Source organism: Micromonospora sp. 4G55, from assembly GCF_016803375.1.
In genome coordinates this window covers 1-13,212 of sequence record NZ_JAEVHN010000115.1, presented here as the reverse complement: position 1 = coordinate 13,212, position 13,212 = coordinate 1, and the positions used below count along the sequence as shown (strand labels likewise).

General features: G+C 70.2%; 16 protein-coding genes and 2 pseudogenes. 9 read left to right on the top strand and 9 right to left on the bottom strand.

What is annotated here, in order from left to right; translation table 11 throughout:
* A pseudogene (gene ssd, locus JNW89_RS12665) lies at window positions 1-751 on the bottom strand (septum site-determining protein Ssd); the annotation flags it as partial.
* A gap of 438 nt (window positions 752-1,189) precedes the next feature.
* Between ssd and JNW89_RS12660 the strand changes: the two are divergent.
* Together JNW89_RS12660 and JNW89_RS37600 are read left to right on the top strand one after the other, a co-directional pair.
* Window positions 1,190-1,549, top strand: a complete 360-nt coding sequence (locus JNW89_RS12660; protein WP_238449081.1) for a hypothetical protein — start codon at window positions 1,190-1,192, stop codon at window positions 1,547-1,549.
* The gene (locus JNW89_RS37600; RefSeq protein WP_238449080.1) at window positions 1,534-2,001 is read left to right on the top strand and encodes a hypothetical protein; all 468 of its coding nucleotides are present in this window, start codon (window positions 1,534-1,536) and stop codon (window positions 1,999-2,001) included. The genes JNW89_RS12660 and JNW89_RS37600 overlap by 16 nt, the downstream gene beginning before the upstream one ends.
* A gap of 12 nt (window positions 2,002-2,013) precedes the next feature.
* Here the strand turns inward: JNW89_RS37600 and JNW89_RS12650 are convergent, their stop codons facing one another.
* From JNW89_RS12650 to JNW89_RS12635, 4 genes are all read right to left on the bottom strand, one after another.
* Window positions 2,014-2,313, bottom strand: coding sequence for a DUF1330 domain-containing protein (locus JNW89_RS12650; RefSeq protein WP_238449079.1), 300 nt, complete (start codon window positions 2,311-2,313; stop codon window positions 2,014-2,016).
* A gap of 54 nt (window positions 2,314-2,367) precedes the next feature.
* On the bottom strand, window positions 2,368-2,556 hold the full coding sequence (locus JNW89_RS12645) for a hypothetical protein (protein ID WP_238449078.1): 189 nt from the start codon (window positions 2,554-2,556) through the stop codon (window positions 2,368-2,370).
* Window positions 2,557-2,586: 30 nt separating this feature from the next.
* Complete coding sequence (locus tag JNW89_RS12640; protein WP_238449077.1) at window positions 2,587-3,087, bottom strand: hypothetical protein; 501 nt, start codon at window positions 3,085-3,087, stop codon at window positions 2,587-2,589.
* 117 nt (window positions 3,088-3,204) lie between these two features.
* Window positions 3,205-3,630: a helix-turn-helix domain-containing protein gene (locus JNW89_RS12635; RefSeq protein WP_238449076.1), complete on the bottom strand. Its 426-nt coding sequence runs from the start codon at window positions 3,628-3,630 to the stop codon at window positions 3,205-3,207.
* A gap of 141 nt (window positions 3,631-3,771) precedes the next feature.
* On the opposite strand from JNW89_RS12635, the gene JNW89_RS12630 reads away from it, so the two are divergent.
* Window positions 3,772-4,260 carry an SRPBCC domain-containing protein gene (locus JNW89_RS12630; RefSeq protein WP_238449075.1) on the top strand — a complete coding sequence of 163 codons (489 nt, stop codon included), beginning with the start codon at window positions 3,772-3,774 and terminating at the stop codon, window positions 4,258-4,260.
* Between the two features lie 380 nt (window positions 4,261-4,640).
* Window positions 4,641-5,462, top strand: a complete 822-nt coding sequence (locus JNW89_RS12625) for an alpha/beta fold hydrolase (protein ID WP_238449074.1) — start codon at window positions 4,641-4,643, stop codon at window positions 5,460-5,462.
* A gap of 114 nt (window positions 5,463-5,576) precedes the next feature.
* Here JNW89_RS12625 and JNW89_RS12620 read toward each other — a convergent pair whose 3' ends face one another.
* Window positions 5,577-5,864 carry a YciI family protein gene (locus tag JNW89_RS12620; protein ID WP_238449073.1) on the bottom strand — a complete coding sequence of 96 codons (288 nt, stop codon included), beginning with the start codon at window positions 5,862-5,864 and terminating at the stop codon, window positions 5,577-5,579.
* Window positions 5,865-6,280: 416 nt separating this feature from the next.
* Here JNW89_RS12620 and JNW89_RS12615 point away from each other — a divergent pair, with 416 nt between their 5' ends.
* Window positions 6,281-6,709, top strand: coding sequence for a carboxymuconolactone decarboxylase family protein (locus tag JNW89_RS12615; protein WP_238449072.1), 429 nt, complete (start codon window positions 6,281-6,283; stop codon window positions 6,707-6,709).
* A gap of 826 nt (window positions 6,710-7,535) precedes the next feature.
* On the opposite strand, the gene JNW89_RS12610 is transcribed toward JNW89_RS12615, so the two are convergent.
* Window positions 7,536-8,675, bottom strand: coding sequence for a low temperature requirement protein A (locus JNW89_RS12610; protein ID WP_238449071.1), 1,140 nt, complete (start codon window positions 8,673-8,675; stop codon window positions 7,536-7,538).
* Window positions 8,676-9,103: 428 nt separating this feature from the next.
* Here JNW89_RS12610 and JNW89_RS12605 point away from each other — a divergent pair, with 428 nt between their 5' ends.
* Window positions 9,104-9,574 (top strand): tyrosine-type recombinase/integrase, encoded by a 471-nt coding sequence (locus tag JNW89_RS12605; RefSeq protein ID WP_238449070.1) that lies wholly within the window; start codon window positions 9,104-9,106, stop codon window positions 9,572-9,574.
* Between the two features lie 351 nt (window positions 9,575-9,925).
* Window positions 9,926-10,729 (top strand): HAD family phosphatase, encoded by an 804-nt coding sequence (locus JNW89_RS12600; RefSeq protein ID WP_238449069.1) that lies wholly within the window; start codon window positions 9,926-9,928, stop codon window positions 10,727-10,729.
* 269 nt (window positions 10,730-10,998) lie between these two features.
* On the opposite strand, the gene JNW89_RS12595 is transcribed toward JNW89_RS12600, so the two are convergent.
* Both JNW89_RS12595 and JNW89_RS12590 read right to left on the bottom strand, forming a co-directional pair.
* On the bottom strand, window positions 10,999-11,448 hold the full coding sequence (locus tag JNW89_RS12595) for a cysteine dioxygenase family protein (RefSeq protein WP_238449068.1): 450 nt from the start codon (window positions 11,446-11,448) through the stop codon (window positions 10,999-11,001).
* 104 nt (window positions 11,449-11,552) lie between these two features.
* Window positions 11,553-11,927 (bottom strand): signal peptidase I, encoded by a 375-nt coding sequence (locus JNW89_RS12590; protein WP_238449067.1) that lies wholly within the window; start codon window positions 11,925-11,927, stop codon window positions 11,553-11,555.
* A gap of 66 nt (window positions 11,928-11,993) precedes the next feature.
* On the opposite strand from JNW89_RS12590, the gene JNW89_RS12585 reads away from it, so the two are divergent.
* Window positions 11,994-12,386: an ankyrin repeat domain-containing protein gene (locus JNW89_RS12585; RefSeq protein WP_238449066.1), complete on the top strand. Its 393-nt coding sequence runs from the start codon at window positions 11,994-11,996 to the stop codon at window positions 12,384-12,386.
* Between the two features lie 9 nt (window positions 12,387-12,395).
* Window positions 12,396-13,212, top strand: a pseudogene (locus JNW89_RS12580) (DUF3500 domain-containing protein); the annotation flags it as partial.

Genomic DNA, 13,212 nt, shown 5'->3' with positions numbered 1-13,212 from the left:
GTACGCCTGGTCGGCCGACTGCAACGCGACCACCGCCGCGTCGTCGAGCTGGCGGGGCACGTCGACCACCACGAAGTCCCGGCCACGGCGGGCGGCGTCGACCGTGGCGGCCATCGCCTGGGCGGGCAGGGCCAGCAGGTCTCCCCGGTCCCAGGAGAGCACCACCAGGTCACCCCGGCTGGGCAGCGCGCGGACCAACGCCGGCGCGTCCACCCGGCCGTCGGCGTCGGTGAGCGCCGGCCAGCGCAGGCCGTCCAGCTCCTCCCAACCGAGAACGAGGTCGAGCCGCCGCCGAGCGGATCGGCGTCGACCAGCAGGGTGCGCAGACGGGCCCGGGCGGCGGTGACCGCCAGCGCGCCGGCGAACACGCTGGCCCCCGCGCCGCCCGCCCGCCGAGCACCGCGACCGTCCGCGCCGGCCCGCCGAACGGGCGGTCGGACCCGCACTCGGTGAACCGGTCGACCAGCCAGGGCTCAGCCGCCGGGAGGGTGGCCACGTGTTCCGCGCCGATCAGGTCGGCGACCTCCCATGCCGGGTCGAGCTCCCCGGTGCGGCCGACCAGGACCGTGCGGGGCCGCCGGGGCAGCCGCGCCCGCAGGCAGGCCTGTGCCTGGTCCCGGCCGACCAGCACCAGCGGCGCCGGCAACCACCGGGCGCGGGCGGCGGCGGGATCGGCGGCCAGCTCGACCTCCGTACCGCCTGCGGCGGCGAGCCGGAGCAGCTCGTCGAGGAGGTCACCGTCCGCGGTCACCAGGAGCGGCAGCCGCCGGTGCGGCGGAAGTGAGGTACGGGGTGGCATCGCGGCCTCCAGCGGTCCGGCTCAGGGGTGCTGACCAGACCCTGCTCCAATCACCCTCCGCTCCACGGGCCTCGACCGGTCGCCTGTGGACAACGCCCGCCCTTGTGGACAACCCACGCCCAGCCAATGGATCTGCTAAGGCGATCCGCTTCCCATGTCGTCGCCGGGGACCGATGCAGCGCCGCTGGGAGACGGCACGTCACGTCGCCGCGCCGGCCCGGCGGACAACTGCCCGATCGGCCGCGGAAAATTGCCGGCGTCGCAGCTCACCAGCCCGAAAGGGCGGGCAAGTGTCGTCCCGTCCTCCATTGACGACCCCGATCGCGGGCCGCCGATAATCGGTTCCCCATGCCACCTACCGGGGTGGCTGCGCTGCCCGGGAACGGGGCCATGGCCGATCCGTCCGACGAGACCCACCGCCCCGACGCCACCATGCGCATCGGGGGCTGGCTGCCCGAGCCCCGCCGCGCGGGCGGGCTCCCGCCGTACCCGTCGATCCCACCTGGAGACGCACGGCGCCGAGCCGGCGACTCCCGCGCCGGACCGGCGCGGCCGGTCGCCCACGGGCCGTCACCCCGCGCCGGCGGCCCGGGGCGGGCGCTGATGCTGGGCTGCGCCGTGGTCGGCGCGTTCGCCACCCTCGCCGTCGCGTCCTGGCCGATCTGGACGGCTCCGCCGCGCCCCGAGGAAGGTCCCCGGCCGCCGCGCCGGCAACCGGTCTCGACCAGGCGGTCGTGCCCGAGCCGGTGAGCGGCCAACCCACCGTCAGCTTCTCCCCCGCGCCGGTATCCCTCTCCACCCGGGCCTCGGTGCGGTCGCCCAGCCCCGCCGCCTCGCCCACCGACCGGCCGCGCAAGCCCTCAGGGGGTACGACCACCCGTCCTCGTCCGCCGACCACCCCACCCGGGCAGCCCCGATCGGACGAACTCCCGCCGCTGCCCCCGTCCCGCGAATCGTCGCTGCGCTCCACCGGCGGCGGCGCGGAGACGTTCGTCGACTTCGTCAACCGGCGGGACTCCGAGGTCGTGGTGCACTGGCTCGACTACGACGGTCAGCGGCGCCGGTACGCCGTCCTGGAACCGGGCCGGTCGTACCGGCAGCAGACCTACCTGGGCCACCCGTGGGTGGTCACCGACGCCGGCGGGCGCGGACTGGTCTGCTTCCTGCCCGCGCCCGACGTCAGCCGAGCGGTGATCCGATAGGGACGAACCGGGTCACCGGCTGCCAGGGATGCCGTCGGCCACCAGGACGACGCCGTCCGTCGCGGCCACCCGGTCCCGGGAGATCTCCCCGTATTCGGGGGAGTTGGCCCAGCGCTCGAAGCTCTCATGGCTGTCGAACGACATGAGGATGACCTTGTCGTAGGGCCAGGTCCCCTCGACGACCTGCGGGCGCTCGTCGGCAGCGAGGAGGCGTCCGTCGTACTTGGCGAGGACCGGCATGAAGGCGGCGACGTACCGGTCGTACCGCTGCCGGTCGTGGATGGAGATCTGCGCGAGCGCGTACACGGTCATCAGCTCATGTTACTCATGAGTAGCATCCCCCCGGCTCCCCGCCCCGCTCCGCGGCTACCGCTTCAGTGCCCGGTACCGCTTCAACAGGGCGGTGATCTTCTCGTAGTTGGCCTCGCCGTTCAGCTCGTCGAGAAGGTCATCCGGGCACAGCTCGTAGCGGTCTCCCCACCACCGTCGGGCCTTGTTGTCCCAGATGCGGTAGCCACCCGGCACGCCGTTCGCCACGTACCGCCGCCTAGCCACAACGGTCCAGCGTCGTCATCGTCGCTGCCGTCATTCGGCTTGCGCGACCGGCAGGACAGGCGCCGCCCCCGGCTCGGGCGGACGCCAGGCCCGGATCCTCCGGTCCGGCAGGTTTCGCCTGGTCGGCCAGAGCTGCACCCGCCAGACGTCGCCGGGTCTCGTGGATCCGGGCCAGCCCCGATTGACGAAGCCCCGACCGCAGATGCGCACCCCGTACCGCCCGTCGGGCACCTCGCACCGCCGGGAAGCCAGCGTCGGCGAGCCGTACGACAGCTCTCCGCCATCGACCTCCAGCGCGCACTCGAAGATCTCTTCCCACTGACCGAAGTCCCGGGGCGGCGGTTCGGCCCACACCTCGATCCGCAGCGCCATGTCGAAGTTGTTCTGGTGCGGCACGAGAACGAGCACCGTGTGATCGTCGCTGGCGATGTGCGAGCCCACCTGCGCCTCCCGCCCGAGCATGCCCAGGTCCGAGTCGCCCTCCGACGTGCCGGAGAGAGTGAACTGCCCGTAGTCCAGTGCGACCGTCATGTCGTGAGCCGTGACCGGCGCTGGCGTCCCCACGTCGGACAGTGTGCCGTGGCACCGCTCACCCTGGTGCCCAGTGGGGCTCCTGGTAGACGTCCCAGCCGCGAAGCAGTGCCCGGGCTACAGGTGGGGCAGCGTGGCTGTGTTTGCGCCGGGTGCCCGGTCGAACTCGTCGCGGTTGCGGACGATGTCGCTCTGGTGGCCACGGACCCAGTGCACGAGTCCGTCCACGGCCTCGCTCAATGAACGGCCGAGCGGAGTCAGGGCATATTCAACCCTCGGGGGCACTTCCGGGTATGCGGTCCTGGTCACCAACCCGTCGCGGGTGAGGGCGCGCAGCGTCTGGCTGAGCATCCGCTGGGAGATGCCGGCGACCTGCTCGTGCAGCGCGGTGAAGCGCAGCGGGCCGGAGGCCAGGACCGTGATGGTCAGCAGCGTCCACTTGTCGCCCACCCGTGCCAGCACATCGCGGACGAGCTCGATCGTCTGGACGCAGTCCGGCGCGACCCCGCGCTGTGCGAGCTCGGTACCAAGGAAGCTCGTCATGCCTTGTGTTCCTCATGCGTCAGTAGCTGACTTCAAAGTGCGTATGGGAGAGCCGGACTAAAACCGGTGGGCGCAACTTTCTTACTGATCGTAACTGACGTGCGGCCACCCATTCATGGCCGTGACAGCGGAAGGGACGACATGGTTCGGCACGACACCTTCACGATCTCGCGGCACCTCGACGTGCCGCCGGGCGAGGTCTTCACGGCGTTCGCTGACACCGCGATCAGGCGGCGGTGGTTCCGGCTTCCCGGCAGCGAAGCTTCCTACGAGCACGACTTCCGGGTGGGCGGAGGCGAGACGGCGCACAGCACCTTCACCGGGCTGGACACCGCGCCCGAGCGGCTGGAGTTCCGGTCGCGGTACATCGACATCGCGGGCACCCACCGGATCGTCTACGGCTACGAGGCCCTCGTCGACGGCGAACTGCGATGGACCTCGCTGGTCACCGTCCGGCTCGACGCCGAGACGGACGGAACCTGCCTGGAATGGACCGAACAGGTGACATTTCTCAGGTACGCGGGGGACGGCACTGTGGACCTGGCGCACCTGCGCGGCGGAAGCGTGCTGCGGCTGAACGGCCTCGACACGGCTCTGCGATCCGGACGTCGGCATCAGCATCCGCGGTGAAAGTGCGGGTCGGATCGGGTGCCAGCGGTTGTCGATACGCGCGTCGCCGTCCGGTGGCACCTGGCCGCAGCCCTTGCTAACGGGTTCGCTGCCTTCTCGATGGCCTGACGTCTCGCTTACCGGGCACCCGCCGCACAAGCCACCGCGTCAGCTGCCGGTTGCCAGATTCCAGGGGACGGAGCAACGGTGGACGCGGTTCGTGAGCCCTCCCCGCGTTCGCCGAACCGGCAGCATGGTTCACGCACTGCCGCCTAGCATCGGGTAAAGCCGACATCACGGGCGCGGGCTGCTGCACCCTCTCTCGCGACATTTGAGCGGTCCTGCGGTACCCGGCCGGTCCGGCCTGCATGCCGACCGTGACGAATCGGAAGGAAAACGGCATGAGCTACATCACGGCCAAGGACGGCACCGAGATCTACTACAAGGACTGGGGTGCGGGCCCAGTTGTCACCTTCTCCCATGGCTGGCCGCTGAACGCGGACGCCTGGGACGGGCAGATGCTCTTCCTCATGCAGAACGGCTTCCGGGTCGTCGCGCACGACCGCCGTGGTCACGGCCGGTCGAGCCAGGCCTCCGGCGGCAACGACATGGACGGCTATGCCGACGACCTCGCGGCGGTCATCGAGGCGCTCGACCTCACCGACGTCACGCTGGTCGGGCACTCGACCGGCGGTGGTGAGGTCACGCGCTACATCGGCCGCCACGGGACGGGACGGGTCGCCAAAGCCGTCCTCATCTCCGCCGTGCCGCCGATAATGGTGCAGACGCCGGACAACCCCGAGGGCCTGCCCATCGAGGTCTTCGACGGGCTGCGCGCCAGTCTGGTGAAGGACCGGTCGCAGTTCTACCAGGACCTGGCGCAGATGTTCTACGGCGCCAACCGACAGGGGGCAGAGGTATCGAAGGGGATCCTCGACCAGTTCTGGCTGTGGAGCATGCAGGCCGGCCTGTGGAACGCGTACGCGAGCATCAAGGCCTTCTCCGAGACGGACTTCCGCGACGATCTCGCCAGGTTCGACATCCCCACCCTGGTGCTGCACGGCGAGGACGACCAGATCGTCCCGGTCAAGGACTCGGCGAAGAAATCGGCTCTGCTCATCCCCAACGCCAAGGACATCTACTACCCGGGCGCGCCGCACGGCATCACGTCCACGCTCCAGGACCAGGTCAACAAGGATCTGCTGGCGTTCCTGAGGAGTTGACCGAGGCGATATAGCCTCTGCGTTCACCCGAGGCCGTTTTCGATCATGGGCGGCAGTATGCCGGCCGCACGTACGGCCGTAGTTCCACCGCGATGGCCGGTCGACTGATCCTGGCTAGGGCAAGAGGTGTTCGAAGCCCTCGGCGGTGCGGGAGGGAACGAACTCCGTCACTGCGTACTCGGCAAGGCCCCGCTGGCGGAACGGATCCGAGGCGAGCCTGCGCTCAAGTTCTTCCAGTGAGAGGTTGCGAGCCAGGATCACGCCACCGACACGGGGAACCCGACGACCAGAAGCGATGAACGCCCCGTCCGCATACTGCTGGTCCAGCCAGGCGACGTGGTCCTCAAGCGCATCGTCGATCTGGGCGAGATCGGCGAGGTAGGTCAGTACCACCACGAACATTTCATGATCGTATGTTGGCGATGACCTGCCCTCGTCCCGGGTCTCGACGTACGGATCCGCCGCTCATGGGAGGCCTGCGAGCTGAGCCGGAGAACCTACTCCGAATAGGGACGACCCCCGTCGGGGGGAGCCTGGTCGGGATTGTCATTCAGGGTCAGCAGGCATCGTCCTGCCTACTCAGGCACGAGCCGCTCGGTCGCTCCTTCCCGTCCGTCACCGTCGTACAGCAGCCTGATTGCTGACTCACTGCTGACTCCGCCTTCGGTGCACACGACCGGGGGATGGTCGGCCGATACGGCTGTCCATCGACGTGGACGTCCCCACAACTGGTGTTGTCGTTGTGACCTACAGGAGGTCATCTCTTGGATACCAGGATCCAGAACGTCCGACTGAACGCCACGTCAAACGAGCAACTCATGGCTCTGGCAAACGCCGGCGCCGCAGCTTTCGGCCATACCGCCACACTCCAGGTGGAACAGGCCCTGGCCCAGCTTCTGCGGTTACGCGTCGCACAGATCAACAATTGCAGCTACTGCCTTCTGGTGCACCACGCCGCTGCCCGCACCGCCGACATCCCGCCGTCCAAGGTCGAGACCCTCACCGCGTGGTGGGAGACGCACCTGTTCACCGAGGAGGAGCGAGCCGCGCTGGCCTACGCCGAGGCGTTGACCCGAGCCGCCGACGCCACCGTCAACAACCGGGTCCAGGAGGCACACGACAGGATGGCCACGCACTTCACGGAGGACGAGATCCTGGAGATCGTGGCCGTTGTGATCAACATGAACATCTGGACGCGACTCAAGCTCGCCGAGGGTGCCATGCCCACGACGGCGCCTCCCGTGTGAGTTGATACCCGGTCCTGTCATCGGAGCAGGCTGGCAGCCGTCCGGTCTGCCTGCTGGCGACGATGAACGGCGACCAGGCCGGCCCGCACCCCGACCCTCACGCTGGGTTATGCGGGCGCAGGCTCGCCCGCTCGCCCAAATGAAACTTCGACGTTCCCGCACATCGGTCCAGGGCGCACCAACAAAGACCGGCATACGGGGCTGACAAGTGGGCCTAATCTACGGCCACCTGAGTGGACGTCGCCCGGTCCCGGGCCTCGGTGAGACGCACGCGATCCCCTGGTTCGACGCCGCCCGCGAGCGTGACCACGTCTACGTGCGTTTGTCCGACAGCGACCGCCCGTACGAAGAACGCCTGGGGAATCCTCCGCACTGCCCTCATCCCTACGGCGGACCGCGGCAACTTCACGAGCGACCACGGGCGACAGGTCCGCTTCAAGGCCACCGACCGCGACTGGCTAGTGACCTACGAAACCGCATACGGGCACCGGATCCACGTCGCGTTCCCACCGGACGACGCTGCCACGGCCCGCGCCGTCATCACCGCCGCCGCAGACAAGATGGGCTGCACGGTTCTAGCGACAATCACCCACAACGGCACACCAACCTGGATTGGCTGGTGACATTTCAACACACGCATATACCGCTGGCCGCGTGCCTCCGGCGGGCCGTCGAGTTCCGCCCGGTGAAGTAGCTCTGTGTAACAGCGGCGACCGATCATGCGGGAAGCCGTCACGCATCAAGTGGAGCCCGACATGCCGGCGGACAAGCCGGCGGCCGGCCGGGATTCTGTGTGGATCGGACCGGGGTAGCTGCCCTCGGCCCGTCACGATGGTGCGCCTGGTGGCGACGGCGCTTCGGCTGGATGTGATCGAGCGCGAGTGGCGTCGGAGATGGCGACCCCGGCGAGGACTGCGGTGGCGGCGAGGGCGACCAGCAGCGGCGGCAGGAGGAGCATCGCCGGTGTCAGGGCGGCCAGCACGACCAGGCCGATCGGCCGATCCCGGGATACGCGGCCGAAGACCCCGTACTCGAAGCCGGCACGCCCGGCGAGGAAGAGCGCGGGTCCGCCGAGGATGACGGCGACCCAGGCCGGTTGCGTATGCCCGAACGGGTAGGTGATGACGAGTTCGTCGCCGACGGCGGTGACGACGATGCCGGCCACCATGACCAGGTGGGTGTATGACGTCGATCCGGCAAGGCGGGCCGGGTCGGGGGCCGCTTTGATGGCTGCGGCCGCCAGTTCCCCGGCGCGGTAGATGTAGATCCGCCACAGCAGCACGGTGGTGGCGACCGCCACGAGGAACGCAGCGGTCCGGTCGGGCGTGAAGGCGGTGCCGCGAAGCGCCAGTCCGGTGACCAGGATCAACTCGCCGAGCGCGATGATGTAGAACTGCCGGTAGCGCTCGGACAGGTGTTCGGCCACGGTCGGCAAATCCGACGTGGGCGAGCGGCCGATCCCCGGCGTGGGGTAGTAAAGCGCGTATGCGGCGTAGTCCAGGGCCACCGCGAGTGTCCACAGCGCCACACGCGCCGTCCCATGCGAGAGCGCCCCGGCGATCCACGGCACCGCGGAAACGCCGTACCAGAACAGTATCCGCCCGGAGGTGCGCCGCGGTGCCTGGCCCCGCAGGGCGATCACAAGGAAGACGTTGGTGCCGATAAATAGGGCGACGAATACCCCTGCGAAGACCATGCCTTGCCTGCCGAACGCGTCGGGCAGCGCAATCGCGATCACCATGCTGCCCACCAAAGTCGCGATGACCAGCAGCTGTATCGCCGGTTGTTGCGGGTCGAACCTGTCGGTTATCCACGTCGTGTTGAACCAGACCCGCCACACTGTCAGCAGCAGCAACAGCGTCTGGAAGGCGCCGCTCCAGGTGAGATCCTGGATCAGCGCGTTCGAGAGTTGGGCGAGCGCGAAGACAAACGCCAGGTCGAAGAACAGTTCCAGGTACGTTGCCATCTGCGGATCCCCAGGCATGCGCACCAGCTCGCCTGCCCTGCTCGTCGTCATCGGCTCGCCCGTTCTGTCGGTTTCGTGGCAGCGTTGAAGCAGTCGTACCACGCTGCCGCGCCTCCCGGTGCCGACAAGACGATGCGCCAGATGCCGAGAGCATCGCTATGGCCGTCAGGGACGCGGCAACCTTCATGGCCACAAACACCATGCTGGTCTTCGGGATTGACCACGAATCAGTGCCGATGGCCCATGTGATCGTTCAGAGTCGGCTCAACGGCAGGCGTCCGGCCGGACGTGCACACCGCACCACGGCGGGAGGTCGGCTGCCCACACCCGCCAGCCGCCGGCGTGCGGACCGTGCCTCTGCCGGGATTCCTGGTGTCCGCGCTGCGCCGGCTGCGAACCAGCGCCGGTGATCCGGACCGCGAACGCTGGTGTTCCGTGACCGGGTCGGTCGCCCACTGCGTCGGTCGAACTTCCGCCGCCGGGTCTGGCTGCCCTCGCTGGTGCGCGCCGGGCTGCTCGGTCAGGTCGTCAACACCGGACCGCACCGGCATCGCGCGACCTGGCCCGACCGGGAGGGCGTCGAGTGGTCGGCGGAGTTCACCACCGAGTGGGAGGCCGTCGCCTGCGTGGCGGCCAAGGCTGCGGGCGGGATGCGGTTCCACGACCTGCGGCACGCCTACGCCACCTGGCTGGTCACGGACGGCGTCCCGGTCAACCTGGTGCAGCGGGTCATGGGCCACGAGCAGGCGTCTACGACGCTGAACCGGTACACGCACACCCCTGCTGACTACGCCGCTCGCATTTGGGAAGCCTTCACGCTGCCTGCTGACGATCTGCTGACTCCGGCGGCCGAGCTGCCTAGCGAGAGCTTCCCCGACAACCTGGAAGAGTGGCCGTGACCTGCGTCGGAACGTTTACCCGGAATAGGGACGACCCCCGTCGGGGGGAGACGGGGGTCGTCGGAGGTTCGGCTCCGGGGGGGTTGAGCCGAACCACTCAGCGGTCACGGGGGGTGCAACCGCCGAGGGCCTGCGAGTTGTCCGAGATATGAATACTCGTCGTGAGGACAAGCATGCCCGAGCAGAGTGTTCACGTCGAGTGGTGTCGACCCCACTCAGGGCGAAATTGTGACCACAGCGTGTGATTGCCGTCACGTAGAGCAGGGGTTGCAACGGCTAGCCCGCAGGTCGGAGGGGCTGGTGACCCCGGGCACCCGCCGACCTTAGACCATCGGGCTAGACTTTCGCGCCGTGGGCCGAAGTGCCGCTTTCTTCGATCTGGACAAGACCGTCATCGCCAAGTCGAGCGCCCTGGCGTTCGGTCGGCCGTTCTACCGGGACGGGCTGATCACTCGGCGTGACGTCGTCAAGTCGGCGTACGCGCAGCTGATGTTCCGGCTGGGCGGCACCGACGAGCAGACCATGGCCCGGACCAGGGACTATCTCGCCACGCTCTGTAAGGGCTGGCAGGTGGAACAGGTCCGTCAGATCGTCGCGGAGACGCTGCACGAGCTGATCAACCCCTACGTGTACGCCGAGGCCGCTGCCCTCATCGAGGAGCACCAGGCCGCCGGCCGGGACGTCGTGCTGGTCTCCGCCTCCGGCGAGGAGATGGTCCGCCCCATCGGTGAGCTGCTGGGCGTCACCGACGTGATCGCCACCCGGATGACGGTCGAGGGCGGCCGCTACAGCGGCGAGGTGGAGTTCTACGCCGCCGGCCCGAGCAAGGTCGACGCGGTCAGCGAGCTGGCCACCGCCCGGGGCTACGACCTGGCCGACTCGTACGCCTACTCCGACTCGTACAGCGATCGACCGTTGCTGGAGTGCGTCGGCCACCCCAGCGTGGTCAATCCCGACCGGGCGCTGCGCAAGCTCGCGGTGGAGAACGCCTGGCCGGTACTGGAGTTCCGGCACCCGATCCCGCTGGGCCGGCGACTGCGGGAGCGCCCGGCCGTGCCGGTGGCCGCGGCGGCGCTCGGCGTCGGCGTGGGAGTGGCCATCGGCATCGCCTGGTACGGCCGGCACCGCCGCGCCAAGGTCACCCCGGTCGCCTGAGCACACCCGCCGGCCCGAGCGGCCAGGGAGGCGGCAGGGACCGCCAATCGGAGCGGGCAGGAAGGCGGCGAAAACGCCTGCCGGGGCGACAGAGTCTCCGCCCGCACGCCGTCACCCAGTCCGGAACGGATCAGGCGGCGGCGAGGATCTCGTCGATGCCCGGGATCCCGGTGGTGGCAGCGGCGGGCGGTCGGTACTCGGGTGGTGCTGGTGCGGCATCCTCGCGGTCCTTCCAGGAACGAGCCGGCGGGTGGGTGGGGACGGTAGGGTCACCAGGCGACGCCGGCCTCGGCCACGTCGGCGACCCGCAGCCGGCCGGCGTCGAGCCGGTAGCGGGTCATCCGGCGCAGCGCGGGCCGGTAGACGTGGACGCTGACCGCGGGCTGGTGGGCGCGGTTGGTCACCACGTGCACGTGCCGCGGGCCGAACCGTCGCCCGGCCCCGGCGGCCAGGCGGTGCGGGCGCAGCCGTCCACCGGACACCGCCTCCTCGGTGAGCTCACCGGCGACGACCAGGAAGGCGCCCGAGGAGCCGCCGTGGTCGTGCAGGTCGGTGCCCTGGCCGGGGAGCCAGCTCAGCGCCCAGACCTCGTGCGAGTCGGTGCCGGCGAGCCGGGCGTACCACCGCTCGACCGGGTCGAAGCGCAGCGGCACCGGCCAGCCGGCCGGGTCGGCGTACGAGGCGGCGACGGCGAGCAGGTCGGTGTGCGGGTCGGTCATGGCGGTCTCCCGTGGTGATGCGTCCGGCCATCACTATAGGAGTCAAAGCCTATGGGTTTAGTAGGTAATACCGGATGCTGGGACGCCGACCCGAACGCCGGGGATCAGCGCGAGACCGGCGGGTCCACCCGGTAGCCCGGCACCGAGGGCCAGCGCACGGTCAGCACCACCGACGCCTGCTCGGCGTACCAGCAGTGGTCCACCCCGCGGCCCCACACCACGTAGTCGCCCGGCGTGCCCAGCACCACCGTCCGGTCCGGGAACTCCACCCGGAACCGGCCGCTGACCAGGACCAGCAGCGCGATCCGCCGCTCCTGGGTGGCCCACCGCGAGCGGGCCTCCCCCGGCGGGTGCACGCCCCACTTCACCTCGACCTCGGCGCTGTGCCGGGGGTCGCCGGCGGGCATGAAGTGCCCGAGCAACCAACCGGCGTTGGTGGCACCGTCCACACCCGCGTTGCCGACGTACACGTCGTCCATGACCCTCCCGTCGTGGGCAGGCAAGCTACCAGTCCGCCGGGCGCGGCGGCCGACTAGCCTGGACGGGTGACCGACGACCTGGACGCCGAGACGTTGGCCTTCGCCCACCGGATGTTCGACCTGGCCCGCGCCGGTGAGACCGAGGAGCTCAGCGGCCACGTCGACGCCGGCCTGCCGGTGAACATGACCAACGACAAGGGCGACACCCTGCTCATCCTGGCCGCCTACCACGCCCGACCGGCGACGGTGGCGGCCCTGCTCGCCCGGGGCGCCGACCACTCGCGCGCCAACGACCGGGGGCAGACCGCGCTGGCGGCGGCGGTGTTCCGCAAGAACGCCGAGGCGGTCCGCGCGCTGCTGGACGCGGGCGCCGACCCGACACACGGCGACCCGTCGGCGGTGGAGACCGCCCGCTTCTTCGACCTGCCGGAGATGCTCACCCTGCTCACCTCCCACTGAGGCGACACCATGGACGATCCCGTACCGGAGCGGATGCGCACGGCGGCCGGCGCGCTGCTGGCCACGCTCGACGAGCCGGCGCGCGCCGCCGCCAGGCACACCTTCGACGACGAGGGCCGGCGGTGGCTGGAGTACCGGCCCCGGCCCCGACCCGGGGTGTGCCTGGCCGACCTGGACCGCGCCGGGCGCAAGGCCGCGCACCGGCTGCTGGCCACCGCGCTGAGCCCACCGGCGTACGCCCAGGCGATGACGGTGGTGGCGCTGGAGGAGGTGCTGGACCGGGCCGAGGAGTGGCGACGTGGCCGGCACAGCGGCGACTACTGGGTGGCGCTCTACGGCGACCCGGCTCGCGACGACCGCTGGGCGTGGCGGTTCGAGGGGCACCACCTGTCGGTGAGCATGACGGTGGTCGACGACGAGGTCTCCCCCGCCCCGCTCTTCCTCGGCGCCAACCCGGCCACCGTCCGGCACGCCGGGCGGCCCGTCTCCCGCCCGCTCGGCATCGAGGAGGACCTCGGCCGGGAGCTGCTGGCGGCGATCGGGCCGGCCGGGCGGACCGCCGCGATCATCGCCGACGAGGCCCCGGCGGACATCGTGAGCGCCACCCGGCCGTCGATCGACGGGCCGCTCACCCCGCTGGGCGTGCCCGGCGACCGGCTCGGCGTCACCGCCGCGCCCTGCTCGACCAACTGGTGGCGCTCTACCTGGACCGGCTCCCCGCCGAGCTCCCGGCCGTCGATCGACGGGCCGCTCACCCCGCTGGGCGTGCCCGGCGACCGGCTCGGCGTCACCGCCGCGCCCTGCTCGACCAACTGGTGGCGCTCTA